Source organism: Acinetobacter sp. NIPH 2100 (assembly GCF_000369805.1).
GTDB lineage: Bacteria > Pseudomonadota > Gammaproteobacteria > Pseudomonadales > Moraxellaceae > Acinetobacter.
Genome location: NZ_KB850224.1, coordinates 193,230 through 219,178, shown reverse-complemented (window position 1 = coordinate 219,178; position 25,949 = coordinate 193,230). Strand labels below are relative to the sequence as shown.

The window sequence follows — 25,949 nt, the reverse complement described above, 5'->3', positions numbered from 1 at the left end:
TCAGTGCATCCCTTTTTCATGTGCAATGGCCTCAACTTCCTTGAGGGCTTCTTCATTCAGTTGGTCAAGTTTAGTATTGGCAATATATGAATACACACCACATAATAAAAAGGACAATACGATAATGCCTAAACCAAGAGGAATTCCCCACGTGGTTACACCGCCGCTGAATGAACTTGCTAAAAACTCTTTGTTATAGCCAACCAAAAGCATAAAACCAACGTAGATAAACAGCATAATTGCTGTTAATGTCCAACTTAAGGTGCGTTTTTTGCTGACCATCTCTTGAAACTTAGGATTATGTAGAATTCGATCTACCTGTGAATCATCCATAACCAACTCCTTATTTTTGTGTCCAACCGTGGACCCCTTTTTCACATGGGATTTTTCATTATTCAAATTAACAAGATTATGCTTGACTCGTAACTTAGACTTTGGTCTCTAAATGCAAATCTCTACTCCTTGCTCTACCTGTGCTTCGGGTATGATAGAAAATGGAAGTTGATCACGTGAGCAATATGAACAGTTGGCTTATTCTTGGGGTACTGGCCCTGTACATTGTGCTGTTATTCGGCTGTGCTTTTTTTGGTGAAAAGCATGCGAGTCGACTAAGTACGCGCGGTCGTATGCTGCTGTTCAGCTTAACCTTGGGTGTGTATTGTTCTTCGTGGACCTTTTATGGCGCAACTGGCGCCGCGGTTCGTCAAGGTGTGATTTTCCTGCCGATCTATCTGGGCCCCCTGTTATTTATCTGGTTCGGCTATGACATCTGGAAACGCTTAGGTCGGATTCGTCAGCATCATGCTATTTCTTCAATTGCCGATTTTGTGGCTGCCCGTTATGGCAAAAGTGGTAGCTTGGCTGCACTGGTCACGATTCTTGCGGTCATTGCGATTGTGCCTTATTTGGCGTTGCAATTACGTGCAATTGCCCTGAGTGCATCGGTGATTCTTGAGCAGAATGCCCATATTCATACCACCACCAATAGTGTGTTGGTACTGACCGCGGTACTGGCAATTTTAGCCATGATTTTTGGTACACGACATATTGCCAATACCGAACAACACGGTGGTTTAATGCTGGCCGTGGCATTTGAATCATTTGTCAAACTATTCGCCCTGCTCTGTGTGGCTGGATTCTTTTTATTACAGTCACCAGATAATATTAAACAGGTCAGCAGCGACGTTCATCAACATTTCCATGACCTACAACAACTCGGTGTGCCTGAAACATTTTGGGTTCAGACGCTGCTCGCAGGATTAGCGATGATTTGTTTACCCCGCCAATTTCATGTGGCCGTGGTGGAATTACGCGATGAAAAACATATCCGCGGCGCGCGCCGCTGGTTCGCTGCTTATCTGATTCTTACCGTTATTGCGATCATTCCAATTGCCAGTTGGGCATTACACTCCTTACCCGAATCACTGGGTACACCAGATATTGCCGTATTGGCACTGCCTCTAAGCTATCAACAAGAATGGCTGGCTTTACTGGCATTCTTGGGTGGTTTTTCAGCCTCGACGGGCATGCTTTTGGTTGCCTCTGTGGCATTATCGATTATGCTCAGTAATGACCTGATCATGCCTGCCCTGTGGCGCTTTAAAATCATTTCCCGCCATGATCAGCATTTGCCGCGTGTGCTCAAACTGACCCGTCGCATTAGTATTGTCAGCGTGATGTTGCTGGGTTTTTTATTTTTCCACTTTTTTAATGATATCAATCAGCTATCCGTATTTGGTTTATTGGCTTTCAGTGCTGTCGCACAATTCTCTCCAGCTTTAATCGGCGGACTTTATTGGCGTGGTGCAAGTCGCCAAGGGGTTTATGTTGGCTTACTCATGGGTTTTGCCATGTGGAGTTATACACTTTTATTTCCAACGGTATTACGTAGCTTACCTGATCATTATCAAGAATTTGCACAACACCTATTACTGTTTGGTCCCTTTGATATTAATGGTCTACGTCCAGAGGCGTTGCTTGGGTTTGAATCGTTTGCCCCGCTTACCCACGGGGTATTGTGGTCTTTAGGTCTGAACGTGGTGCTGTATATCTGGGTATCTCGTCTGTATCGTCCCAGCGTGGCTGAACAAATTCAGGCCGAGAGCTTCTTTTATTATGAAAGTAAACCGCTGCCATCGGCTCAGTCCAATAATGATCTGACCGACCTGCACCTCAATGCAGCACGTCTCAAAGTCGGTGACTTACTCGCCTTAGCCAAACGTGTCACTGGTGATAAACTGACAATTCAGGCATTTCAACAGTTTTGTGAACAAAACCATATTGTGTTGAATGAAAATCATGTCGCCAATGGCATGTGGTGGCGTTTTACCGAGCAATATTTGGCGGGGATTATTGGTGCAGCCTCTGCCCGTACTTTGCTCACCACTGCCATGATTAATAACGGTCTGGCACTCGGGCAAGTCGCAAATATTCTCGACCAAGCCTCACAATGGCAACGTTTCAATCAAAATCTCCTCATGACCATGATCGACCATATGACCCAAGGGGTCAGTGTGGTGGATAAAAATATGTGTCTGGTGGCGTGGAACAATCAATACCTGAAGCTATTTGATTATCCGAAAGATCTGGTTTATGTCGGCTGTCCAATTTCTGATTTGATTCGCTATAACGCTGAACGGGGCGAGTGTGGTCCAGGCCCCGTCGAAGAACATGTACGTAAACGACTGCATTGGATGAAAGTGGGGAGTGCCCATGAGTTCGAGCGGATTCGTAAAGATGGTCTGGTCATTCAGATGCGTGGTAATCCGATTGAAGGCGGTGGCTTTGTCACCACTTTCGCCGATATTACGGCATTCCGTGAAAATGAAGCTGTGTTGGAAGAACGTGTCAGTGACCGCACCCAACAGCTGGCGAATGCGCTGACCGAACAACAATTGGCGTTGGAACAGGCTGACAAAGCCAACCAATCGAAAAGTCGCTTCTTGGCCGCAGCCAGTCACGATTTACTTCAACCGATGCATGCGGCTCGCTTATTTAGTACCGCCCTAGAGCAAAGTGTGCATGCAACAGAAGATCAACAGACCTTACAACAGCTGGATCGAGCACTATACGGTGCAGAAAGTATGCTCTCAGCCCTGCTCGATATTGCCCGTTTAGAAGGTGGCACCATTCAGCCTAAACGCCAAGCCTATTCATTACACGATTTATTGAATGACTTGGAGTTGCAGTTCAAATCGATTGCTGCACAGCGCGATATCCAACTGTCCGTGCACGATACCAAGTTCTGGGTCGATACCGATCCACAATGGATGCGACGGATTATTCAGAACTTTGTCAGTAATGCACTCCGTTATACTGCTCAAGGGCGTGTGGTGGTCGGTGTATTACGTTCAGCGCAACGACCCAATCATATTCGTATCGGTGTTTGGGATACGGGACCGGGCATTAATGAACAACAACGCGTCAAACTGTTTCAGGAGTTCGAACGTTGCGGGCATACCTCACCGTGGGGCGAACAAGGACTGGGGTTAGGCCTTGCGATTGTGCAACGTATGACCAGCCTGTTGGACTTTCCTGTGCATGTTTATTCTGAACTGGGTAAAGGCTCTTGTTTCATGATTGAAGTCCCACTCGCGGAAGCACCTAAAGTTCAAATGGCAACACCACACATTACGGCACTGCAACATACGGCTTATAAAGTGTTGTGCTTGGACAATGATGAAACCATTTTAGAAGGTATGCGAACCTTATTGAGTAAATGGGGTTATCAGATTTTCACAGCCACCGAGCCTGAACAAGCATTGCAATTGATTGAACAAGAAGATATTCAGGTCTGGCTCATCGATCAGCATTTAAATCATGATCAACGTGGTTTAGATTTTATCGAGCAACATCGTCCCGCACATATTCCAGTGGCATTGATTACTGCAGACTCTGATCCAGAGCTACCGCAGTATCTAAAACAGCAGAATATTGTGTTACTGAAAAAACCACTGAAACCTGCTGGCTTAAGGGCATGGTTATCTGGTCTAAAAATTATGCCAATGCAATAACTAGCAAAATATTTTGCAACATAGGCCAAAATGATCAAAACAATGCTATTTTTTTGCTGCTAAATTAACCAAAGTGCTCAAATGATTTTTGGCTATGGCAAAAACGTTCACTTACATTAGTGAACGTTTGTACACTTACTTACAATTTACTAAGCACCTGTTTTTATTGTTGAATTTTACCCCAAAAACCACATCTACAACTTTAGTCGTATTCTACTTGTTTTCCTGATACCGCATAAATTGATCAAGTTAATAGAGACCTAGATCTACTCCTTTTGGGTTTCTCATCACAAATTGTCAAAAAGGACATTGATCATGAATAACAGTCACCCCACCACAGACCATAGCTCACAACAGTTCTATCGCCAATACAGCGCCAATGCCCTCTTACCCGAATTGGACTGGCAGAATATCTTCTTTCATAGCAAACTGGATGAAACACATTTACGTGCACTGAATACGCTTTACCAAGCTGCTGTTCCGCTGGCACTCAATGTATTTAATCAACTGAATTTTGATGTGTTTGCACCTGCTGCTTATCACCCACAAGGTCTTGGCTTATTTGAAAAACTGGCAGAGCAAGAAGAGACTTTTTTAGAAGCACTCGAAACAGAATCATCTCATCTTGACCATGAAACACGTCATCAAATCTGGAGTATGCTGTTACGTGGTGGTGCGGTGTTGGTCTTCAAAGCATGGCTGGCACATGCCAAAGGCGGTGAAAACCAATTGGATAAAACCCAGTTTGATGAACTGTCAGATTTACTGTTTATCAAAACACGTCCTGAGCAATTGGCACAGCGCTTAAAAGTCGATGCCAATGCAGTACTCACCCATATTTTCCTGATGTATGAAAATGATGTGTTTTTAGATCACTTTAATAGCTTGGAAACCGCCGCTTTATTTGTCGATTTAGGCGTATATGATGCGGCGTTTTTGAGTCTACGTGATGATCGCGTAGCAGAATACTTAAAAGCCAAAGGCTATGTGACCCAAGAACAGATTGATGATTTGCAATGTGCTTTAAATCCGTTGTATTGCGATAGCTTAATGCCAAAACAAGACTGCTTGGCTTAAACCCAAAATGAAACAAGGTGGACATTTCCACCTTGTTTTTTATCGCTTAGAACTTCATGCTCATGCGCATCCAGTAGTTTCGTCCAATATTATTGAACTGCTCACTGGCGCCATAACCAAACATCGAAGCCCCTGCTTTATTGAGATGCTCGGTATAGGTTTTATCCAAAACATTATCGACACCAACAGAAACATCAACGGCATCTGTTAATTTGTATGTTCCATTCAATGCTAACGTATTAAATGCTTTGCTTTGGTTCATATCATAGCCAACCACATTCCCTTCATTCAGGCTGACGCGATTTTGCTTTGCAACCGTACGCCACAATAAGCCCAAGCTATATTTTTCTTCGACATAACGGAGATTAATACGTCCTTCTAACGGTGCAATCTGCGGTAAAGCACGACCATCTGAGGTATTTTTACCCCATGCATACATGGTTGAAACATCTGCTTGGAGATGATCTGTAAATTGATAACCGACACCTGCTTCTGCACCAGCAATAGTTGCATCCACATTACGAGCCAAAGGTGACCGATCACTTGAACTATTGTATTGCAGCAGAATAAAGTCTTTGATTAAACCTGCATACGCAGATGCCCATGTACTCCATGCACCATGTTCAGCCTGAAAACCCATGTCTAGCTGAGCTGTACGTTCTTTTTGCAGATTATCTAAATTATCAATCATGCGATAGGTAGTTTTACCCATCATATCGGTTGAACCCACACCATGATCGGTTGATGTGCTATAGAGTTCCCAAAAATCTGGGGTACGTTCCACATAGCCCAGACCTGCATAGGTTTTTAAGCCATGTTCAGGTAAGGTTTTTTCGATACGGATAAAACCGCTTGGGTTGGTATCACTTCGATTTTTACCATTTTCCAGACTGTCAATTTTGACTTGATCCACACGCGCACCAGCGACCCATTTTTGATTCGCGTCAGTGTTATAAGTCCATTCACTAAACGCGCCATAAGACTGGAATTTGAGATCATTGCTAAATGGTGAGTTCATGCTTGGCATTGCATACATGATCATATTGCCGCCATGCTTGTTGTGCTGGGTATCAACCCCAGACACGACGCTGAACTTGTCCCAATCAGTGGTAACAGCTAAACGGGTGTTCAAGGTACGGCGAGCAACTTCCATTTCCATTTTATTCGGTACCGTCATGTCCATTCCATGCATCTTCATGGTTGTCATTGGCGGGGTACGTAAACGGAAATTATCCATGATGTGATTGTTATAGCTATAGTCCACCTGTGCTTCGACTTTCTTAATCACATCGGTCAGGTTTTTATGCTCAGCATGTAGGCCTAAACTTTCACGTTTAAACTGTGAACCATCCATGCCTCGGCCTGCATAAGCGGCTTCACCATCGCCTTTACCTGCACGCAGTTCTAACCATGAATCATCTGTCGGCTTCCAACCTAAAGCAAGGTCAGCATTCCAGCGTTTCCAATTCGAATGAACAGATTGATCATCGCCATCTTTATAATCATTCGCTTCTGAACGATTGGCGTTAAGACGGGCATATTTAGTTTCATCACCCACCGCTGCTTCAACATTATGATCAAGACGACCATAAGAGCCCATCACCACACTGGCCTGTCCTCGATAGGGCTGATCTTTGCTCAGGTTCTCAGGTTGACGCTCAAAAATCACCGTTGCCGCAGAACCTGGCGTTGCATATTGAACCGTTTGCGGCCCTTTTATCACGGTGATTTTGTCAAAGCTTTCAGGCTGAATATATGAGGTTGGCGCATCCATTCGAGATGGGCATGCCCCAAGGTTTTCACTACCATCGACCAGCATTTTAATGCGTGAACCAAACATGCCGCGGAACGTGACATCACCATTGGTTCCCCCATTTTTAATGGCATTAAAGCCCATAATACTTTGTAAGTAATCTGCCCCATCGGTTGCAGGGACTGGTTGGATCGGTTGTTTAGGATCCGCTTGCACTACCAAACCATTGTTCTCATTGGGTTGTTGTGCCGTCACAACAATTGGTGCAAGTGAGACATGTGTCTGCTCATGCTGAACAGGTTCTGCCCATGCCATTGCGGTATTTGAGGTAGCCAAGATCGCAACCGTGAGCGGTTGTAATAAAAATTTAGGTTGAGCCATGATTGGTCTCTCTTAAAACATAAGTAAAACTAAGCTAGAGTTTTGAAAACCCTAATGAAATTGACGTTTTAATTTATGCAAAGAGTGGTGGGGCTCGCCCTTGAGGTAATAAGAACAGCCGCTGTAGTGCAAAATAAACATGCTTAAACGCTTGCTGATAAGCAACCAAACGGATTTGGATTCGAACTAAAACCTCTTTCACACCCAATTCAGGCGGTAATACCAGATTGGCATAGACCGTACAGTACTGACATTGATGATTCAGATCGTGATGGTCATGTTGCGGCATCGAAACTTGCGTTTGTTCAAGTTGATGGCTGTGATGCTGCGACCTGTGTGCCGAGTGACTATGTGCTGTTTCTGCTTGAGGCAAAAGTAAGGCCTTAGTAATCGTTTCACATACAGGCGCGATTTGATATTGCTTCGGTAGTAACGGCTGCAAGAAAACCGCAATCTGTAAACAGACCGCGGTTAACGCAAGTAGCAGGCCACAACGAAACAAAGAAAACATCTTTAAATGATTTTAAAGCTTAACGTTTGACTGCAACTTTTTCTTTTTCGCGTTGGCGAACCAATTTTTCCACTTTTTCACGGGCACGTTGGCGCTTTAATGGCGATAAATAATCAACAAAAAGCTTGCCATTTAAGTGATCCATTTCATGTTGAATACAAACAGCGAGAAGTTCGTCAGCTTCTAACACAAATGCTTGACCTTCAAGGTTAATTGCCTCGATTTTTACACGTGACGGACGCTCAACTTTGTCGTATATTTGAGGCACAGAGAGACAGCCTTCTTCATAAGGCTGAGTATCTTCGGTCAGTGGAGTGACTTTGGGGTTAATGAACACCATCGGTTGGTTTTTCTCTTCAGAGATGTCCATAACAATAAGCTGAATATGATGATCAACCTGAGTTGCCGCTAAACCTATACCCGGTGCCTCGTACATGGTTTCAAACATATCTGCTGCAAGCTGACGAATATCATCAGTGACTTCTTCGACTGGCTTGGCAATGGTACGAAGGCGGGAATCAGGAAAACTTAGAATAGGTAATAAGGCCATACTGTCGTCCTCACTTAAGCCATTGATCAGAAAACCAACTGAAGGGAATGCTTGATCAAAAAAAATTGTGTGTAAAGTCGTTATTATAGCGCAACTACACACATAATTTTTAGGAATTATGATAATGAAAAAGGTTTTAAACGGCATACACTCATTTCATGCCTTGGGGTTAAAAAAACAACTGATTGCCGCTGCGATTTGTGCGGGATTGGGTATGAGCGTGAATTTTGCTCATGCAGCAAGCCCGAATGTCAGCCCACCATCGGTAAAAGTGGGGGCACCACATGTCTATGTGGTGAAAAAAGGCGATACGCTTTGGGATATTTCAGGTAAGTTTTTAAATAAGCCTTGGCGCTGGCCAGAAATTTGGGCAAGCAATAAACACGTGAAAAATCCGCATTGGATTTATCCAGGGGATCGCTTACTGCTTTGTAGTTTGAACGGCAAACCTTTAATCGGTAGAGATGAAGGTGATGGCTGTGACGGTATCATTCGCCGCTATACAGGCAATACTTCAAACTTACGTCCGCAAGTTCGCGTCGAAGCATTGAATAATAGTGTTCCAGTGATTCCATTGGCTCATATTCAACAATGGCTAGAACGTACTTCAGTTCTGCCAGCAGATGCGATTGCCAATACCCCTTATATTTTGGGTACAGCAGATAACCGCGTACTCGCAGGTAAAGGTCAAAGCGTTTATGTTCGCGGTAAAGGACTTGAAAACGGTCAACGTTACGGCGTATTCCGCGAAGGCGAACCTTATGTTGTAGTGGAAAATGGCAAAAAGCAGATTCTTGGTGTTGAACTGACCCAAGTCGCGTCAGGCGTTGCGATTCGTAACGAAAATGACATCACTACAGTTGAGCTGACAGATAGTTATAACGGTGAAGTTCGTCGTGGCGATCGCGTCATGGCTGAACAAGATGCCATGTTACCGACGTTGTTCTATCCAATTGATGCCAATCAAGTGAAAGACGGTGGCAAAATCATTCGTGTGATGGGATCGATTGGTACAGCGGCCAAAAATGGCGTCGTCACTGTGGATCGCGGTACTGTCGATGGTGTAGAAACGGGGCAAGTGTTCAGCATTTACCAAGATGGCGAAGTTGTACGAGATCCGAAGACCAAAGAGCAAGTAAAACTACCTGGGCAATATTTGGGTAGCGTCATGGTCTTTAAGAGTTTCGATCGAATCAGCTATGCCTATGTACTCGAGAGCGAGTTACCAATCAAGATTGGTTCAGATATTAAACCACCTCGTCTTGATGACTAAGTAATTACCTATGTTGAATCAGCTATCGCCTCATCACTATCACACGGTGTTGGTGTGGTACTTGGTTCAACATTCACTCTCAAGTTTTGCCAAAATTCAGCAACATTTTGGCAATTGTGAACAAGCGACGCTACCACAGCGTTTCTCTGAATGGTCTCAACTTGGCTTACATGCCAATCATTTAAAACGTTTAGCAGAATTCCAAACGCAGCAAGGTCAACAACAGTTTGAACAACAGATTCATTTGATTTGCAAACATAGCGACTTTATTTTAACGCCTGATGATATTGGTTACCCGACTCAACTGCTGCCTTATGTAGATCGTCCACCGATTTTATTTGGACAAGGTCAGGCACAGGCATTATTACAACCTCAAATTGCCATGGTGGGCAGCCGTAAACCGAGTCCACATGGACGGCAGGTCGCCTATGACTTTGCTTATTATCTAAGTGAAAAAGGCTTTTATATTAGTAGCGGACTCGCACATGGGATTGATCAAGCCGCACATCAAGGTGGATTGGCACATCAGCGCACAATTGCCGTTACGGGTACAGGTTTGGATACGGTTTATCCATCACAACATACTCAACTGGCACAACAAATTGTGCAATCTGGTGCGATTGTCACCGAGTTTCTCCCCACCACGATGCCCTTACAACAACATTTTCCAAGGCGGAATCGCATTGTCAGTGGTCTTAGTCTCGGTGTCTTAGTGGTAGAAGCAGCACTCAAAAGTGGTTCTCTCATCACCGCCAATGAAGCGGCAACACAAGGTAAAATGGTGTTCGCAATTCCTGGACATATTTATAGTGAGCATCATCAAGGCTGTCATCAACTGATTCGAGAAGGTGCGATTCTGGTCGATCATCCCGAACAAGTCATCGAAGATCTTGCATTACCAACGCAATGGCAAACCCAGCAACACACCACCGAACAAGCACCCGCCTCCCCTCCAAGCCTGCCCAATCATCTGATTGCACTTTATCAAGTTTTAGATTGGGTCGGACAAGACTTAGATCAGTTGATCCAACGTCACCCGATGCCAATTGCAGAACTGACTGCACAATTGATGGAGTTAGAATTACTCGGTTTATGCATGCAACAGGCAGGACGCTATTTACGTTGCCGCCCAATGCATTAAACTAGTCACACCCTCTCTTGTTTTCACATGCATCCCATGATTACTTCCTCGATTTCTGAAGCAGCTCAACTTTTAAAACAAGGACAAGTTCTGGCTTATCCAACAGAAGCCGTCTGGGGATTAGGCTGTGATCCATTTAATGAGCAAGCATTTCAAGACATTTTAGAGCTAAAACATCGTCCCGTTGAAAAAGGGGTGATTTTATTGGCAGGACATTTAGATCAAGTCGAACATTTACTGCAAAGCTTAAACGCTGATCTGCGTCAGCAAGTCATCGCCAGTTGGTCAAACCGTCTTCCGACAGAGCGGGCCACCACTTGGTTACTCCCTGTTGATCAATACATCCCAACATGGATTAAAGGCCAGCATCCTTTGGTTGCAGTTCGAGTGACTATGCACCCTCTGTGTATGCAACTCTGCCAACAATTTGGTGGCTTCATCGTCTCTACCAGTGCGAACCCCGCAGGTCTCACCCCTGCCCATAGCCTAGAAGATGCTCAAGGTTATTTTGACAATAAATTAAATTATCTCGAAGGTGCTTTAGGATTGAGCCGAGAACCAAGTCGCATTTTGAATGCACTGACAGGTGAAGTTGTTCGTGCCTAATTAGGTGAATAGCGGACAAAAAAAAGCTCAGTTATATAGGGATAACTGAGCATAAAAAGGATGTGTATAATCACATCCAGAGGGTTCGTAAATTTGGTGAGCAACTTATTCATTCTAAAAATGAATCATCTTGCTGTGGTTGCTATTATGAGGGAATCGTCCCATTTATACAAATATATTATTTATCTAACAAAAAGTGTGAAAAGCGTACCAATTTTGTCACTTGCTTATTTTCAATAAAATTATATTGATATTTTTATTCAGCTTTTTTTTGATCATAAATTTAGTAAATCTTAAAAATATATTTGCAAATCATATAGAAAGCACAGTCATAAAAAAATATTTTTGGTGCGTTTGTTGTTATTTTGAACAAACACACCACCCATTTTCACATTTAAGATGCAGACTCAGCCAGTGGAGCTGATGCTTTAACGATTTTCTTCTGCGCCATAATAATCCCCATCAGGATCATTAGACCCCCAATAGTGTGGTAAATGGTCCAGTGCTCTGACAACCAAAAACTAGCAATAATCGCAGTGAATACAGGCATTAAGTTCATAAAAATACTGGTTCGGTTTGGGCCAATCGCCTGTACTGCCACCATCCACAATAACGGCGCGATCAGCGAAGGGAACATGCCTGCATAGAGAACACTTGCTGCATTCTGTGCATTAATTCCATCTAGGCCAAACCAAAGTAAGAATGGGACGTGATACAACAACGCAAAACCGATTTGTACATACAAGCTGCTCATTAAAGGAAGCTGTAATTGCCATTTCTTCAAAAACACGCCATAAAAAGCATAGAAACCAACGGCCAATACCATCACCGCATCGCCCCAATGCCCACCCTGATCAAATAGGTTAGACAGGTGGCCTTGACTCATCACATAAATCAAACCAGCAAAGGATAATAAACTGCCAAAAATAGCAAAGCGATTTGGTGCATCTTTTAGAATAAAATAAGAAATAAAGATAGTAAAAATTGGCACAAAGGCATTCACAATGCCCATATTGGTCGCCGTGGTATAGTGCGCAGCGGTATAAGATAGACCTTGGTACAACACCATCCCAAAAGCACTGAGTACTGCTAATTTAGGAATGAATGGACGAATCAAATCACGCTGCTGCCACACTTTCGGCAACATAAACGGCGTTAAAATAAGAAAGGCAACCAACCAACGATAAAAACTAATACTGACAGGTGAAATGTAGTCCGCCACATAGCGTGTCACTGCAATATTCAAAGACCAAATCAATACCGCAATCAAGGGCAATACGAAGGCCCATTTTTGGTACTTACTCAACTGACCCATCATTTTCTCACTCTATCTCGGCAATGTGAGTATTGTGAAAGATGTCCAAAATAATTGAAATATCGTATTTCAGACATTTATATCGCAGTCACGACATCACAGTCTAGAACAACTCCCAAGCTCGCATGGCATGCTCAACCACTTTGTGCAATTGTTCCACTGTTGCGCCATCTCGTGCTTGGATAGTCAGGCCCTGTACAACCGTTGCATAGAAGTCTGTCATTTCCTGTAAAGGCGCTGTTGCTGACAAATCACCGTTGGTAACTCCCTGCTCTAAACGCTCAAACAGTTTTTGCTTGGTCTGCAAACGTTTTTCCAGAATATTGTGTTGTACCGCCTGTGCATTGTCGGAACAGCTCATGGTCGCAACAACCAACATACAACCTGCTGGTTTATTGGGTTGAGCCAAACGTTTAACGTTGTCATATAAATAAAGCTCAAATGCAACTTTAGCGGTTTTGGCTTCTAAAAAAATAGGAACAATCGGACAAGCTTCATGTGCCAAATAATAATCAATGCATTTATAAAACAGCCCAGCTTTATCACCAAAGCTACTATATAAGCTCGGTGCAGTCAGCTCTAGCGCTTGCGTTAAATCACTGATCGATGTGGCTTCATAACCATGCTCCCAAAATAACAACATGGCTTTTTCCAAAGCCTGTTGCTCGTCAAAGCACTTTGGACGGCCACGCTTTTTTTTCAAGCTGTCATCACTCGGTGTTGGCAGAGGCTCATGTGCATTTGTCATAAGAGTCACAAATATTTTCATAACGATCATTACTAAATTAATTGACGCAGCAACTTTTATCAACTATTTTATTTTATATCGATCGTTATAAAAAATTCATTTATTCTTCACCCTTTTGTCATCTTAATGACAAATAAGGAAATTCATATGGAAAACCCATCTTCAACCGAGATACTCCCCATTGAATCAAGTCCCGCTCAAGGCAATTGGTTTGCACTTTTATCTGTAACTCTCAGCGCTTTTGCTATGGTTACGGGTGAATTTCTTGCCGTTGGTGTTCTCAACGAAATCGCACGGGACTTTCAAATCTCAGTTGGCACAGCAGGTCTAACCGTGTCTTTAACCGCAATCGTCGGGATGTTTGCCGCAGTACTTATTCCTATTTCTGCCAAGACGCTTGATCGGCGTTCTTTGCTGCTGATTTTAACCCTGTTGATGATTGTTGCGAATTTGCTCACCGCATTTGCACCTAATTTCATCACGTTATTAATCGGTCGTATTATTTTGGGTGTCGCAATTGGTGGTTTTTGGGCAACAGCTGTCGCCTTGAGTGGCCGTCTTGCACCACCCCATTTACCCATTGCCAAAGCGACTGCATGGGTGGCCTTTGGGGTAACTTTAGCCAGTGTATTGGGTGTCCCAATGGGAACATGGCTGGCTCAATATAATGGTTGGCAGACTTCTTTTACCGTCATTGCACTGTTGGGCGTGCTACTGTTTATCTTCCAATATCTGTACCTTCCCTCATTAAAACCATCCTCTTCACTGCGTTGGAAAGAGCTTCCAATCCTGGTGCAACATCCCGCTGCCCGTAAGGGTCTTATTATTTTTATTTTTATGGGCTTTGCCCACTTTGCCATTTATAGTTATTTTTCTGCCTTTTTTAAACATCAGATGGATTTCTCTGACAATCTGATTAGCCGTTTATTGTTGGTATATGGCATTGCAGGAATTTTTGGCAACATTTTTGCGGGCTACCTCGGGCAAATCAATATCCGTTATACATTTGCAGTGAGTGGTATTGCCTTCTTCCTTGCATTTTTAACTCTGCCCTTGTTTGGTACGCATGTCATGCTTGCCATTGTGTTAACTGCTTTATGGGGCTTCGCTTATGGCATTATCCCAACTGCGGTAAATATCTGGATGTTTACGCACGCACCTGAAGCGGTTGAAAAAGGGATGCCAATGGTCACCTTGACTTTTTTAATCCTGATTGCTTTAGGTAGTATGTTCGGTGGGATTATTGTCGATCACTTTAATGGCACAATCTTATTTTTTGCGATGTTACCTCTGGTGCTCTGTTCTCTCATCTTGATCTTTACATTGGCGCGTGGCTTGAACAATCCTAAAACCCGTTATGAAAACTCATAATGGCGACTGAATAGATCATTTTTCTATCTAAAGCATGCGCGCTCTATCCTATTCAACTCTTCGGGACGGCTGTTTTTTCAGAATCGTCCCCCTAGCTCTGACACGAAAGACTCATGTTGATTTGTCATAAGAGTCACATATATTTTCATAACGATCGTTAATAAATTAATTGACGTCGCAATTTTTATCCTCTATTTTATTTTATATCGATCGTTATAAAAATTCATTTATTCTTCACCCTTTTGTCATCCTACTGACAAATCAGGATATTCACATGGAACAATCCACCTCTTCAGACGCACGACCCATCGAAACCACGCAAGGCAGTTGGTATGCGATTTTAGCTGTTGCCATTGGTGCTTTTGCACTGGTCACCAGTGAATTCTTACCCGTTGGCGTACTCAATAGTGTTGCAGCTGACTTAAATATTTCCGTCGGTACAGCGGGTTTAATCATTACTTTACCAGGCGTTATGGCTGCTATTGCTGCGCCACTATTGCCGATCTCTGTCAAGCAGCTAGATCGTCGCTATGTATTGATTCTCCTCACCGCGATTATGGTCATTGCCAATACCATTACTGCTTTTGCAGATAGCTTCAATGTGTTACTGCTGAGCCGCTTAGTCCTTGGTATCTCAATCGGTGGTTTCTGGGCAACTGCAATCGCCTTAAGTGGCAAGCTTGCGCCACCACATTTACCCATTGCCAAAGCCACCGCGATTGTGATGGCCGGTGTTACATTTGCAACTGTTTTAGGTGTTCCAATCGGGACATGGTTGAGTGAATTCTATGGCTGGCGCAGTGCTTTTGGAATTACCGCAGTCATTGGACTACTAGTTTTAATCCTACAAGTGATTTTCTTACCTGAGCTGAAACCTGAGTCTGCTATTCATTTACGCGATCTACCTGCATTATTACGTACACCCAAAGCACGTAGCGGGATGCTGATTGTCTTGCTCATCGGCCTAGCTCACTTCTGTGCCTATAGCTACTTGGCACCTTTCTTTAAAAATATCGCTGGCTTTGATGGCACCACCATTAGTTCACTGCTGTTGCTTTATGGTATTGCAGGTATTTTTGGTAATGCATTTGCAGGCTATAGCGGTAATTTAAATGTACGTTATACCCTTGCCTTTGTGGGAATCTGTTTTGCCATTGTGTTCTTTGGCTTCCCGATCTTTGCAATTCACGAACTCGGTGCAATTATCCTCACCGCGTTATGGGGCTTTGCTTTCGGTGCTTTCCCAACCTCAGCCAATATCTGGATGTTTGTACACGCACCACATGCCGTAGAGAAAGGTATGCCATTGTTCGTCGGCATGTTCCAAGTCATGATCGCAACTGGATCATTACTCGGTGGTTACGTAGTTGATCATTTCAATGAAAATATCTTAATTTATGGTGTAATTAGCTTTGTTGCCTTAGCTTTAATTAGCATCTTCACTTTAGCCAAAGGCTTAAACAATCCTAAAGTGAGTTACGAAAACTAAAATGAGTCCCCTGAATGAAGCATGCTGCGACTGAACAATTCCCATTTTTACATGGTATCGAAGTACATGAATTTCTATATCAAAAAGATGATATTGTCACGCCACATTCTTCACTTTGGGGGGATTTCAATTTTAGTTTAAATGGCACTTTAGAATTTGATATTGAAGGAAAATATTACCTTTCCCCACCGAGTTATGGGCTGTGGCTGCCGCCACGAACTGAACACCAATCGCTACCTGTTGAGCATGAAATCCATTATATTTGTATTCGCTTGCATCCTAACTTTGGTGCATTTTTAGGTGATATCTGTCGTTGCTTTAGTATTGAACCTTTTTTCCGGGCTTTGGTACTGCAAATCCTAGAACAGCAAAAACATCAAGCTGCACCTGAATATCTTGAGCATCTACTGCAGGTTTTATTCGATCAGCTCAAACAAGCACCAGCTTATTCACATTATTTACCACAAACGACCCATCCAATTTTGTCGCCAATCTTAGAAAAATTGTCTGACCCCAATTTATTTAATGCCAGTCTACAACAAGTTCTACATGGCTTTTCTGTCAGTGAACGTCATGTATTGCGTCTGAGCCAGCAAGAGCTGCAACTGTCACTGTCTGAATGGCGTAATCGAGCCAAAATTATTTTTGCGATCAGCCAAATTCGCCAAGGAATGACCATTAAACAGTTGGCTTTTGCGTTGGGTTATCATCATAGTTCTAGCTTTATTGAGTTTTTTAAACGCTATACTGGACAAACCCCAATTCAACTCAAAAATGCTGCGCTTTAAACAAAGGATTGGTTTTGCTCATTATTTGCATGGATTGAGAGGAAGAGGATTGCACTCTGACGCAATTGCAGTTAAAACAAACAAGTCTTGTCACAACAACAAATTAGGACGTATCCCATGAGCCAGTCGGTTTATCATATTCCCGTAAAGGACATTAAAGGTCAAGATGTTGATCTTGATCAATATCAAGGCAAAGTACTGCTAATCGTTAACGTCGCATCAAAATGTGGCTTAACACCACAATACGAAGGTTTGGAAAAACTCTATCAAGCCAAAAAAGATCAAGGCTTGGAAATTCTAGGTTTCCCTGCGAACAACTTCTTAGAGCAAGAACCAGGCAGTAACGATGAAATTCAACAATTCTGTTCGCTGAATTATGACGTCCATTTCCCACTATTCGCCAAGATCTCGGTTGCAGGTGAGGATAAGCATGCCTTATATCAAACCCTGACCCAAGCGATTCCAGAACGTCAGGGTGAAGGCCCATGGTGGAAAGATCTGGTTGATTATGGTTTAACGCCAAATAATCCACCAGAAGTGTTATGGAATTTTGAAAAATTCTTGGTGAATAAGAACGGTGAAGTTGTTGCGCGTTTTGCACCAGACATTACTGCGGATGATGAACGTATTGTCAGCGCGATTGAAGCTGAATTAGCAAAATAAACATGATCAAACAATAGAAAAGAGCAGTTCATCTGTTCTTTTCTATTACAAACCAAGCAGGTCCTTCCCTTCCCGACTTTCATCAAACTGTTGCTGAATTGCAAAAATTACTTTTTTCTCCATATTTTCTCATTATAGTGATTTTCCTCTCATAATCTGGTGTCGTTCAGCCATGATGGAAAATTTCTCTATCAAAGCCATTCTCTCTACTTCAGCACTTGCGACAGCATTAACGCTCACGGGCTGTGATCAAACACCACAGGACAATGAACAGGCAGAACAAACAACTGAGTTGGAACAATCAACAACAACATCTGAAGATCAACAAGCTGACACAACGACCGTTCAAGAAACTCAGAACTTAAGTCGTGGCAATATGTTAAACATTGCCCGTGATATCGCTAAATTACAGATTGAGACGGATGACTACGTCACTGTGCTTAAACAATCACAAACTAACCTTGAACAAGCGATTCAAGATAAAAATGTCCAAACTTTACAAAGCACCACCACTACACTCAGCCAAGAATTGAATGGTTTACATGATGCCTTGCTGTCACTCAATTTAAAAAGTACGGAAGTGGATCAAATTCGCCAAAGTTTATTGGCTGCAAATCAACAATTACTCAATATGCCGTTGTTGCATGGTCAAACCGATCTTTCAAAAATTGATTTTGCCAAGATTGAAAAGCAGTTCAATACCATTCAGATGGATATGGTGAAATTGGCAACTTTGGTCTTGGGAAATAAAGCAGAGACTGAACAGCCCGCAAGTTAATTTTGGCAGTTTTTATCCCAACGATTCAAACTTGATATTTTATGTATTCTTTAGATAAAAAAAGCCACCTTTCGGTGGCTTTTGCTGTTATTTCTTATCAAGTGAAATTGTCGCTTTACTGCATTTACCAGATTCTGCGAGTTGATATTCAGCCACAGCCTTTTCACCTGTGGTTGTATCGACTTGTTTTAAATTTGCCCCACCGACAAATACGCCTGGTTTAATAAATTGCTGGATAAAATAACGTTTGCCCGCTTCAGTCTTAAGGACTAAATGGTTTGGTGAAAATTCAGACTCAGTAGAAATCGTATGTTCTTGATTACCTGTAACTTCTTTTAAGAAGAATGTGCCACGTGCGGTCTCCCCTAAACATTCACCATCCACCCAAACATCTTTCTTGATTGCTCCGCCGACCACGCTATTTGAACGATAAACATAAATTGCGGCATTTCCATCAGCAGGATTGGATAACTGTTTTGCTTGCTGTGAAAGTTGTGGGTTAGCTTTTGGAACAGAAGCACAGCCAACAAATAGACTTGAAATAATAAGTGGAAGAACGATTTTAAATTGCATTTTTAAGTTCCCTTGGACTTTACAATAATATAAATAAGCACAACAAATTTATATGATAATGAGAACTATTTAAATACATTTAAACTTTTTATTTCCATAAAAAAAGCCACCTTTCGGTGGCTTTTTTGAATGTCAAACCTGCAAATTACAATGCGCGGTTCTTCATCTTACGGATCGTTTCTAACTGAGCAGCAGTTTCTGCAAGCGCAGCTAGAGCAGCAGCCGAGTCCAAATCACTCTTTTGATTTGCTAGCAATTGTTCAGCTTGTTTACGAGCTTCTACAATCGCAGCTTCATCCAAGTTGTCGGCACGGATTGCAGTATCTGCAAGAACCGTAACAACATGAGGCTGAACTTCTAACACACCGCCTGATACATAAACAATTTCTTCTGTACCATTTTCCAACTGAACACGGATCGGTCCAGGTTGGAGTAAGGTTACAAGTGGTGCGTGTCCTGGCAAAATACCAAGCTCACCACCCGCACCTTTAGCGATTAACATCGTTACTGTACCAGAGTAAATTGACTCTTTAACACTTACGACATCACATTGCATAGTCGCCATGAGAACCTCCTAAATTAGAGTTGCTAATTAAAGTTTCTCGGCTTTAGCAATCACTTCGTCAATACCACCAACCATATAGAACGCTTGTTCTGGGATGTGATCGTATTCACCAGCTAATAGACCTTTAAAGCCACGAATCGTTTCTTTAAGTGGTACTAATTTACCAGGAGCACCAGTAAATACTTCAGCTACGTGGAACGGTTGAGAGAAGAAACGTTGGATTTTACGCGCACGGTAAACAACCAATTTATCTTCTTCTGCTAACTCGTCCATACCCAAGATTGCGATGATGTCTTTAAGCTCTTTATAACGTTGCAATACGTTCTGTACAGAACGTGCAATTTCATAATGCTCAGCACCAACAACCAATGGATCTAACTGACGTGAAGTTGAGTCAAGTGGATCGATCGCTGGATAAATACCAGAAGATGCGATGTCACGGCTCAATACAACTGTTGCGTCTAAGTGAGCAAACGTTGTCGCAGGCGATGGATCTGTTAAGTCATCGGCAGGTACGTATACTGCTTGGATCGATGTGATCGAACCAGATTTAGTAGACGTAATACGCTCTTGAAGAACACCCATTTCTTCTGCAAGTGTCGGTTGGTAACCTACTGCAGATGGCATACGACCTAACAATGCTGATACTTCAGTACCCGCAAGTGTATAACGGTAGATGTTGTCGACGAATAATAATACGTCACGACCTTTACCGTTTTCGTCTTTTTGATCACGGAAATATTCAGCCATAGTCAAACCAGTCAACGCTACGCGTAAACGGTTACCTGGTGGCTCATTCATCTGACCGTAGACCATTGCTACTTTGTCAAGAACGTTAGAATCTTTCATTTCGTGATAGAAGTCGTTACCTTCACGAGTACGCTCACCAACACCAGCAAACACAGATAAACCTGAGTGTGCTTTCGCAATGTTGTTGATCAACTCCATCATGTTAACGGTTTTACCAACACCCGCACCACCGAATAAACCAACTTTACCACCTTTCGCAAACGGGCAAAGTAAGTCGATGACTTTGATACCAGTTTCTAAAAGATCAGTAGAAGCTGCTTGTTCAGCATAAGAAGGTGCTTGACGGTGAATCGGCAAACGCTCTTCAGTTGCTACAGGACCCGCTTCATCAATCGGGCGACCCAAAACGTCCATAATACGACCAAGCGTAGCTGGGCCGACTGGAACAGAAATTGGTGCGCCTGTGCTGGTTACGTTAAGACCGCGTTTAAGGCCTTCTGTAGAACCCATTGCGATAGTACGAACTACACCATCACCAAGCTGTTGCTGAACTTCCAAAGTCGTTTCAGTACCATCAACTTGGAGAGCTTCATAGATCTTAGGAACGCTATTACGTTCAAACTCGACGTCGATAACCGCGCCGATGATCTGAATGATACGACCGCTACTCATTGCTGTCTCCTCAATTCAAAAATAATGTTAAACGGCAGCGGCACCACCAACGATCTCGGAAATTTCCTGAGTAATCGCGGCTTGACGCAGCTTGTTATAAATGAGTTGTAGGCTCTTGATGAGATCGCCTGCATTGTCAGTCGCTGCTTTCATAGCGACCATACGTGCAGATTGCTCACAGGCGATGTTTTCAATCACACCTTGATAAACCATAGACTCGATATAGCGGACCAACAAACCATTTAACAATTCTTCTGCTTCTGGTTCATAGAGGTAATCCCAACCATAAGTACGGTTAAGGTCATCACTCTCTTCTGCTGGTGCTAAAGGAACGAGTTGTTCTACTTTAGGCTGTTGTGTCATTGCATTGATGAAGCCATTTGATACGAGGTAGATACGATCTAATTCGCCCTTATCAAATGCATCAAGCATAATTTGCACTGAGCCCGTTAACTGTTCCAAACTTGGTGTATCACCCAACTGAGTGGTCACACCGAGCACTTTACCGCCGTAGCTCTTAAAAAACGAAACCGCTTTTTGACCAATCAAAGCAAATTCAACTTCAATTGACTGCTCTTGTTGTACTTTGACATGCTGCACAACTTTCTTAAACAAGTTAATGTTTAAGCCACCAGCCAAGCCACGATCTGAAGACACCACAATATAGCCAACGCGCTTAACAGGGCGATCAACCATATAACGGTGTTTGTATTCAGGGTTTGCTTGGACTAAGTGAGCAATTACACGGCGCATATTATCGGCATACGGACGGCCCTGAGCCATGCGCTCTTGCGCACGACGCATTTTAGAAGCAGCTACCATTTGCATCGCGCGAGTAATCTTCTGCGTGCTCTTGATACTAGCTACTTTGGCGCGAATTTCTTTTAAATTTGCCATACGCTTAACCTAGTATTCGAAAGCTCTTGCGAGCTTCCGAAGGTTGATCCGTGAACCAAACTTAACTAAAGTTCTAGCTATTGCTAAAATTAGTAAGTTTGAGTCGCTTTGAAGCTTTCAATACCTGATTTGATTGCTGCTTCGATGTCTTTGTTGTAATCACCAGTTTCATCGATCTGTTGCATTAACGCAGCTTGTTCAGAACGGAAGTAAGAAATTAACGCAGCATCAAAGTCTACGATTTTCTTCACTTCTACGTCAGCCATATAGCCTTCGTTAGATGCATAAACAGAAACAGCTTGGTCAGCAATTGAGTAAGGAGCATATTGTTTTTGCTTCATTAACTCAGTTACACGTTGACCATGCTCAAGTTGCTTACGAGTTGCTTCATCAAGATCCGAAGCGAACTGAGCAAACGCAGCCAATTCACGGTATTGCGCTAAAGCGGTACGGATACCACCAGACAATTTTTTGATGATCTTAGTTTGCGCAGAACCACCAACACGCGATACAGAGATACCCGCGTTCACAGCAGGACGAATACCTGCGTTGAATAATGATGTTTCTAAGAAGATCTGACCGTCAGTAATCGAAATTACGTTGGTTGGTACGAATGCAGATACGTCACCAGCTTGAGTTTCAATGATCGGTAACGCAGTTAAAGAACCAGTTTGACCAGTTACTGCACCGTTCGTGAATTTCTCAACATAATCAGCTGAAACGCGCGAAGCACGTTCAAGAAGACGCGAGTGAAGATAGAATACGTCACCTGGATACGCTTCACGACCTGGTGGACGACGTAAAAGTAATGAAATTTGACGGTAAGCAACAGCTTGCTTAGACAAATCATCATAAATAATTAACGCGTCTTCACCACGATCACGGAAGTATTCACCCATTGTACAGCCAGAGTACGGAGCTAAATACTGCATTGCTGCAGGATCAGCGGCCGCAGCTGCGACAACAGTTGTATACGCCATAGCGCCAGTTTCTTCTAGCTTACGTACAACGTTTGCAATTGTTGATTGTTTTTGACCAATCGCAACGTATACACATTTAATGCCAGAATGTTTCTGAGCGATGATCGCATCGATCGCCATTGCTGTTTTACCAGTTTGACGGTCACCAATGATCAACTCACGCTGACCACGACCTACAGGGATCATGGTATCAACTGATTTATAACCAGTTTGAACAGGTTCGTCGACAGACTGACGCCAAATTACGCCTGGTGCTACTTTTTCAACAGCATCAGTTAATTTTGCATCAATTGGGCCTTTACCATCAATTGGGTTACCCAAAGCATCTACGACACGGCCAAGAAGTTCAGGACCAACCGGAACTTCTAATACACGACCTGTACAACGAGCTTTTTGACCTTCTTGAAGGCTTAGGTAGTTACCTAAAACAACGGCACCCACTGAATCCTGTTCTAGGTTCAGTGCCATACCAAATAAGCCGCCGTCGAATTCGATCATCTCACCGTACATTGCATCTGCAAGACCGTGAATGCGCACGATACCGTCAGATACCATGACGATGGTACCTTCATTCTTCGCGGTCGCGCTGGTGTCCAGATCGCCGATACGCTGTTTAATGAGCGCACTGATCTCGGATGGATTCAGTTGTTGCATTGCGCTATTCCTCAATCTTTTTTAAGTTCAGTCTTTTTGCTATTACGCAAGAAGACGAGTCCGCATTTTTTCAAGCTTGTTAAGCGCAGAGTCATCTATCACTTGGTCGCCTGCACGAATCACAACACCTGCGATCAACGCTGGATTAACGTTAACAGTGACATGAACTGTTCTGTTAAAACGTTTTTCAAGCGCATGAGCTAAAATATGCTCTTGTGTCGCATCGATTGGAAAAGCAGATTCAATCTCTACTTCCAATGTGTTGTTGTTCTGCGATTTAAGTAGTTCGTATTCTGCTGCGATTTCAGGCAATAAAACTAAACGATCGTTATCCGCAAGCAATGTCAAAAAGTTAGACACTGATGCAGTTTGATCTTCACCTAAAACTTTAGCAAAAAGACCTACTTGTTCCGCAGGAGTCAGCTCAGGGCGATTTAAATAAGCGGAAAATGCTTCATCTTGCACCGCAGCACTGAGCAGTTGTAATGCATTCGACCAATTGTCAGTTGCACCTTGCTCAGAAGCATAAGCAAATGCTGCTTTGGCATACGGGCGTGCTAACGTCAAGAGTTCAGCCATATTCGCCTCGCTTAAAGTTTAGCAGCCAGCTGATTCAGCATGGCATTATGAGCTTCTGCGTCAACTTGTTGGTTCAGAATTTTCTCTGCACCAGCAACTGCCAAAGCAGCAACTTGTTGACGTAATTCTTCGCGAGCAGAATTGATGTCTTGATCAACAGTTTCTTTCGCCTGTTGACGAATACGCTCACCTTCAGCAGATGCTTGGGTACGCGCTTCTTCGATCAATTGTGCTGAACGACGGTTCGCTTGTTCGATCAATTGAGCCGCTTGTGCTTTCGCTGCGTCTAATTCTGCCTTAACTTGTGCTTGCGCATCAGCAAGGTCAGCTTTTGCTTTTTCAGCAGCGTTTAAGCCATCAGCGATTTTACGCTGACGCTCACTAATCGCATTGATTAGTGGAGGCCAAACAAACTTCATGCAGAATGCGACAAAGATCGCAAATGCAATTGCTTGGCCAATCAATGTGAGGTTGATATTCATTTCGCTATTCCTCAATATGTGGATTTAGGAATTAAGCTATTAACCTACAAATGGATTAGCGAAGATGAAGAACAAGCCAATACCAACACCGATCATAGGCACAGCATCAAGAAGACCCGCAATTAAGAACATACGAGTTTGAAGTTGTGGAGCCAATTCTGGTTGACGAGCAACAGCTTCTAAGAAGCGACCGCCTAAAAGACCAAAACCAATCGCAGTACCTAAAGCACCGAAAGCGATCAAGATAGCAGATGCAATTGCAACTAGACCTAAAGTGAGTTCCATGAAAAATTCCTCAGAGGTTAGGTTATTACCAAATTAAACTAAAATTTAAGCCCAACGATCAGGTGATAGTTAGGCAATACCATTAATGCTTTTCGCTTGCCATGCTCAAGTAAACGATGGTCAGCATCATAAAGATAAATGCTTGCAGCGTGATTACAAGAATGTGGAAAATAGCCCAAGGCACAGATAACGCCCACTGGATCCAGAACGGCAATAATGCGATCAAGATGAAGATCAACTCACCCGCATACATGTTACCGAACAGTCGTAGAGCCAACGAAACTGGACGAGCAAGGAAAGTTACTAATTCCAAAATTAAGTTCACTGGAATCAATAACGCTTTTGCAAATTTGTTACTTGGGTTGAATGGGTTAAGTGCCAATTCACCGACGAAACCGCCGATCCCTTTTTCACGAATACTATAGAACAAAATTAAAACAAATACAGACAACGACATACCAAGGGTAATGTTCGGGTCAGTAGATGGAACAACTTTGAAGTAAACGTGGTGAGGGTCCATACCAAATACGTTTGCACCAATCAATTGAGCTGTATACGGGATCCAGTCAACAGGGATTAAGTCCATTGCGTTCATGAGGAAAATCCACACGAAAATGGTTAATGCCAATGGCGCAATTAAACGTGATTTGCCGTGGAAAGTATCACGAACACTTGAGTCCACAAACTCGATAATCATTTCAATCGCTGATTGGAATTTAGTTGGAACACCTGCATTCGCAGCTCTCGCAACTGTCCAAAACAACAAACAGAAAATCACACCAAGTCCGATAGACCAACCCATTGAATCCAAGTGAATTGCAGTGAACCCCATCGAATGAGCTTCTTCAGCAGTCTCAGCCAATTTCCATGTACCATCAGGCATTTTGCCATAGGTCATATTGGTCAAGTGATGCTTGATATACTCGGTCGAAGTCAGGGCATGTTCTTCAGCAGCCATAAATCACACCTGGTCAATGTCAATCATTAAAAAGAAGAGAAACGAATCAAGCGGATGGCAAAGATCCCGCCTCTACTTCCAAAAATCTCAAAATGTG

Annotated in this window: 25 protein-coding genes; 10 read left to right on the top strand and 15 right to left on the bottom strand. The window is 43.0% G+C overall.

Annotated features, from left to right (window positions below):
• On the bottom strand, window positions 1-333 hold the full coding sequence (locus tag F887_RS16835) for a DUF485 domain-containing protein (protein ID WP_005291085.1): 333 nt from the start codon (window positions 331-333) through the stop codon (window positions 1-3).
• Between the two features lie 185 nt (window positions 334-518).
• Here F887_RS16835 and F887_RS16840 point away from each other — a divergent pair, with 185 nt between their 5' ends.
• Both F887_RS16840 and F887_RS16845 read left to right on the top strand, forming a co-directional pair.
• Window positions 519-4,013, top strand: coding sequence for a hybrid sensor histidine kinase/response regulator (locus tag F887_RS16840; protein WP_171067378.1), 3,495 nt, complete (start codon window positions 519-521; stop codon window positions 4,011-4,013).
• Window positions 4,014-4,328: 315 nt separating this feature from the next.
• On the top strand, window positions 4,329-5,090 hold the full coding sequence (locus tag F887_RS16845; RefSeq protein ID WP_005291079.1) for a hypothetical protein: 762 nt from the start codon (window positions 4,329-4,331) through the stop codon (window positions 5,088-5,090).
• A 46-nt stretch (window positions 5,091-5,136) separates the two neighbouring features.
• Here the strand turns inward: F887_RS16845 and F887_RS16850 are convergent, their stop codons facing one another.
• The 3 genes from F887_RS16850 to def all read right to left on the bottom strand — a co-directional run bounded on the left by F887_RS16850 (window position 5,137) and on the right by def (window position 8,285).
• Window positions 5,137-7,224, bottom strand: coding sequence for a TonB-dependent copper receptor (locus F887_RS16850; protein ID WP_005291076.1), 2,088 nt, complete (start codon window positions 7,222-7,224; stop codon window positions 5,137-5,139).
• Between the two features lie 73 nt (window positions 7,225-7,297).
• On the bottom strand, window positions 7,298-7,735 hold the full coding sequence (locus F887_RS16855; RefSeq protein ID WP_005154486.1) for a DUF2946 family protein: 438 nt from the start codon (window positions 7,733-7,735) through the stop codon (window positions 7,298-7,300).
• 19 nt (window positions 7,736-7,754) lie between these two features.
• On the bottom strand, window positions 7,755-8,285 hold the full coding sequence (gene def / locus F887_RS16860; RefSeq protein ID WP_005154485.1) for a peptide deformylase: 531 nt from the start codon (window positions 8,283-8,285) through the stop codon (window positions 7,755-7,757).
• Window positions 8,286-8,409: 124 nt separating this feature from the next.
• Between def and F887_RS16865 the strand changes: the two genes are divergently transcribed.
• Genes F887_RS16865 through F887_RS16875 form a run of 3 tightly spaced genes read left to right on the top strand, consistent with a single transcriptional unit; the run spans window position 8,410 to window position 11,305 of the window.
• Entirely contained in the window at window positions 8,410-9,558 is a 1,149-nt protein-coding gene (locus F887_RS16865; RefSeq protein ID WP_005291072.1) for a LysM peptidoglycan-binding domain-containing protein, read from the top strand.
• 10 nt (window positions 9,559-9,568) lie between these two features.
• Window positions 9,569-10,699, top strand: a complete 1,131-nt coding sequence (gene dprA, locus F887_RS16870; RefSeq protein ID WP_005291069.1) for a DNA-processing protein DprA — start codon at window positions 9,569-9,571, stop codon at window positions 10,697-10,699.
• A 36-nt stretch (window positions 10,700-10,735) separates the two neighbouring features.
• Window positions 10,736-11,305 carry an L-threonylcarbamoyladenylate synthase type 1 TsaC gene (locus tag F887_RS16875; protein ID WP_005291067.1) on the top strand — a complete coding sequence of 190 codons (570 nt, stop codon included), beginning with the start codon at window positions 10,736-10,738 and terminating at the stop codon, window positions 11,303-11,305.
• Between the two features lie 394 nt (window positions 11,306-11,699).
• Here the strand turns inward: F887_RS16875 and F887_RS16880 are convergent, their stop codons facing one another.
• Both F887_RS16880 and F887_RS16885 read right to left on the bottom strand, forming a co-directional pair.
• The gene (locus F887_RS16880; protein ID WP_032863041.1) at window positions 11,700-12,620 is read right to left on the bottom strand and encodes a DMT family transporter; all 921 of its coding nucleotides are present in this window, start codon (window positions 12,618-12,620) and stop codon (window positions 11,700-11,702) included.
• Window positions 12,621-12,723: 103 nt separating this feature from the next.
• Window positions 12,724-13,377 carry a TetR/AcrR family transcriptional regulator gene (locus F887_RS16885; protein WP_416201957.1) on the bottom strand — a complete coding sequence of 218 codons (654 nt, stop codon included), beginning with the start codon at window positions 13,375-13,377 and terminating at the stop codon, window positions 12,724-12,726.
• A 138-nt stretch (window positions 13,378-13,515) separates the two neighbouring features.
• On the opposite strand from F887_RS16885, the gene F887_RS16890 reads away from it, so the two are divergent.
• From F887_RS16890 to F887_RS16910, 5 genes are all read left to right on the top strand, one after another.
• Window positions 13,516-14,739 (top strand): MFS transporter, encoded by a 1,224-nt coding sequence (locus tag F887_RS16890; protein WP_005291059.1) that lies wholly within the window; start codon window positions 13,516-13,518, stop codon window positions 14,737-14,739.
• 274 nt (window positions 14,740-15,013) lie between these two features.
• Window positions 15,014-16,228: an MFS transporter gene (locus tag F887_RS16895; protein WP_005291055.1), complete on the top strand. Its 1,215-nt coding sequence runs from the start codon at window positions 15,014-15,016 to the stop codon at window positions 16,226-16,228.
• A gap of 14 nt (window positions 16,229-16,242) precedes the next feature.
• Window positions 16,243-17,016 (top strand): AraC family transcriptional regulator, encoded by a 774-nt coding sequence (locus tag F887_RS16900; protein WP_005291053.1) that lies wholly within the window; start codon window positions 16,243-16,245, stop codon window positions 17,014-17,016.
• A gap of 117 nt (window positions 17,017-17,133) precedes the next feature.
• Window positions 17,134-17,679, top strand: coding sequence for a glutathione peroxidase (locus tag F887_RS16905; RefSeq protein ID WP_005291047.1), 546 nt, complete (start codon window positions 17,134-17,136; stop codon window positions 17,677-17,679).
• Between the two features lie 172 nt (window positions 17,680-17,851).
• The gene (locus F887_RS16910) at window positions 17,852-18,457 is read left to right on the top strand and encodes a hypothetical protein (RefSeq protein ID WP_005291044.1); all 606 of its coding nucleotides are present in this window, start codon (window positions 17,852-17,854) and stop codon (window positions 18,455-18,457) included.
• A gap of 87 nt (window positions 18,458-18,544) precedes the next feature.
• Here F887_RS16910 and F887_RS16915 read toward each other — a convergent pair whose 3' ends face one another.
• The 9 genes from F887_RS16915 to atpB all read right to left on the bottom strand — a co-directional run bounded on the left by F887_RS16915 (window position 18,545) and on the right by atpB (window position 25,852).
• On the bottom strand, window positions 18,545-19,030 hold the full coding sequence (locus F887_RS16915) for a DUF2846 domain-containing protein (RefSeq protein WP_005291041.1): 486 nt from the start codon (window positions 19,028-19,030) through the stop codon (window positions 18,545-18,547).
• A gap of 145 nt (window positions 19,031-19,175) precedes the next feature.
• Window positions 19,176-19,595 carry a F0F1 ATP synthase subunit epsilon gene (locus tag F887_RS16920; RefSeq protein WP_005291039.1) on the bottom strand — a complete coding sequence of 140 codons (420 nt, stop codon included), beginning with the start codon at window positions 19,593-19,595 and terminating at the stop codon, window positions 19,176-19,178.
• Window positions 19,596-19,622: 27 nt separating this feature from the next.
• Window positions 19,623-21,017 (bottom strand): F0F1 ATP synthase subunit beta, encoded by a 1,395-nt coding sequence (atpD, locus tag F887_RS16925; RefSeq protein ID WP_004801985.1) that lies wholly within the window; start codon window positions 21,015-21,017, stop codon window positions 19,623-19,625.
• 27 nt (window positions 21,018-21,044) lie between these two features.
• Entirely contained in the window at window positions 21,045-21,914 is an 870-nt protein-coding gene (gene atpG, locus F887_RS16930; RefSeq protein ID WP_005291036.1) for a F0F1 ATP synthase subunit gamma, read from the bottom strand.
• Between the two features lie 89 nt (window positions 21,915-22,003).
• Complete coding sequence (atpA, locus tag F887_RS16935; protein ID WP_005186634.1) at window positions 22,004-23,548, bottom strand: F0F1 ATP synthase subunit alpha; 1,545 nt, start codon at window positions 23,546-23,548, stop codon at window positions 22,004-22,006.
• Window positions 23,549-23,590: 42 nt separating this feature from the next.
• A complete protein-coding gene (locus tag F887_RS16940) occupies window positions 23,591-24,127 on the bottom strand; it encodes a F0F1 ATP synthase subunit delta (protein WP_005291031.1) in 537 nt (178 codons plus the stop codon).
• An 11-nt stretch (window positions 24,128-24,138) separates the two neighbouring features.
• Window positions 24,139-24,609 (bottom strand): F0F1 ATP synthase subunit B, encoded by a 471-nt coding sequence (locus F887_RS16945; RefSeq protein WP_004801977.1) that lies wholly within the window; start codon window positions 24,607-24,609, stop codon window positions 24,139-24,141.
• Window positions 24,610-24,648: 39 nt separating this feature from the next.
• Complete coding sequence (atpE, locus tag F887_RS16950; protein WP_000424060.1) at window positions 24,649-24,894, bottom strand: F0F1 ATP synthase subunit C; 246 nt, start codon at window positions 24,892-24,894, stop codon at window positions 24,649-24,651.
• Window positions 24,895-24,976: 82 nt separating this feature from the next.
• Window positions 24,977-25,852: a F0F1 ATP synthase subunit A gene (gene atpB / locus F887_RS16955; RefSeq protein WP_004801976.1), complete on the bottom strand. Its 876-nt coding sequence runs from the start codon at window positions 25,850-25,852 to the stop codon at window positions 24,977-24,979.
• Between the last annotated feature and the right edge of the window lie 97 nt (window positions 25,853-25,949).

Excerpts from the sequence above, each read along its gene's own strand:
- F887_RS16845 (WP_005291079.1), top strand. The coding sequence starts at position 4,329 with ATGAATAACAGTCACCCCACCACAGACCATAGCTCACAACAGTTCTAT.
- atpB (WP_004801976.1), bottom strand. The coding sequence starts at position 25,852 with ATGGCTGCTGAAGAACATGCCCTGACTTCGACCGAGTATATCAAGCAT.
- F887_RS16865 (WP_005291072.1), top strand. The coding sequence starts at position 8,410 with ATGAAAAAGGTTTTAAACGGCATACACTCATTTCATGCCTTGGGGTTA.
- F887_RS16900 (WP_005291053.1), top strand. The coding sequence starts at position 16,243 with ATGAAGCATGCTGCGACTGAACAATTCCCATTTTTACATGGTATCGAA.
- atpD (WP_004801985.1), bottom strand. The coding sequence starts at position 21,017 with ATGAGTAGCGGTCGTATCATTCAGATCATCGGCGCGGTTATCGACGTC.
- F887_RS16905 (WP_005291047.1), top strand. The coding sequence starts at position 17,134 with ATGAGCCAGTCGGTTTATCATATTCCCGTAAAGGACATTAAAGGTCAA.
- F887_RS16915 (WP_005291041.1), bottom strand. The coding sequence starts at position 19,030 with ATGCAATTTAAAATCGTTCTTCCACTTATTATTTCAAGTCTATTTGTT.
- F887_RS16890 (WP_005291059.1), top strand. The coding sequence starts at position 13,516 with ATGGAAAACCCATCTTCAACCGAGATACTCCCCATTGAATCAAGTCCC.
- F887_RS16850 (WP_005291076.1), bottom strand. The coding sequence starts at position 7,224 with ATGGCTCAACCTAAATTTTTATTACAACCGCTCACGGTTGCGATCTTG.
- F887_RS16920 (WP_005291039.1), bottom strand. The coding sequence starts at position 19,595 with ATGGCGACTATGCAATGTGATGTCGTAAGTGTTAAAGAGTCAATTTAC.
- F887_RS16895 (WP_005291055.1), top strand. The coding sequence starts at position 15,014 with ATGGAACAATCCACCTCTTCAGACGCACGACCCATCGAAACCACGCAA.
- F887_RS16945 (WP_004801977.1), bottom strand. The coding sequence starts at position 24,609 with ATGAATATCAACCTCACATTGATTGGCCAAGCAATTGCATTTGCGATC.
- F887_RS16835 (WP_005291085.1), bottom strand. The coding sequence starts at position 333 with ATGGATGATTCACAGGTAGATCGAATTCTACATAATCCTAAGTTTCAA.
- F887_RS16880 (WP_032863041.1), bottom strand. The coding sequence starts at position 12,620 with ATGGGTCAGTTGAGTAAGTACCAAAAATGGGCCTTCGTATTGCCCTTG.
- F887_RS16840 (WP_171067378.1), top strand. The coding sequence starts at position 519 with ATGAACAGTTGGCTTATTCTTGGGGTACTGGCCCTGTACATTGTGCTG.
- atpE (WP_000424060.1), bottom strand. The coding sequence starts at position 24,894 with ATGGAACTCACTTTAGGTCTAGTTGCAATTGCATCTGCTATCTTGATC.
- F887_RS16875 (WP_005291067.1), top strand. The coding sequence starts at position 10,736 with ATGATTACTTCCTCGATTTCTGAAGCAGCTCAACTTTTAAAACAAGGA.
- atpG (WP_005291036.1), bottom strand. The coding sequence starts at position 21,914 with ATGGCAAATTTAAAAGAAATTCGCGCCAAAGTAGCTAGTATCAAGAGC.
- atpA (WP_005186634.1), bottom strand. The coding sequence starts at position 23,548 with ATGCAACAACTGAATCCATCCGAGATCAGTGCGCTCATTAAACAGCGT.
- def (WP_005154485.1), bottom strand. The coding sequence starts at position 8,285 with ATGGCCTTATTACCTATTCTAAGTTTTCCTGATTCCCGCCTTCGTACC.
- F887_RS16855 (WP_005154486.1), bottom strand. The coding sequence starts at position 7,735 with ATGTTTTCTTTGTTTCGTTGTGGCCTGCTACTTGCGTTAACCGCGGTC.
- F887_RS16940 (WP_005291031.1), bottom strand. The coding sequence starts at position 24,127 with ATGGCTGAACTCTTGACGTTAGCACGCCCGTATGCCAAAGCAGCATTT.
- dprA (WP_005291069.1), top strand. The coding sequence starts at position 9,569 with ATGTTGAATCAGCTATCGCCTCATCACTATCACACGGTGTTGGTGTGG.
- F887_RS16910 (WP_005291044.1), top strand. The coding sequence starts at position 17,852 with ATGATGGAAAATTTCTCTATCAAAGCCATTCTCTCTACTTCAGCACTT.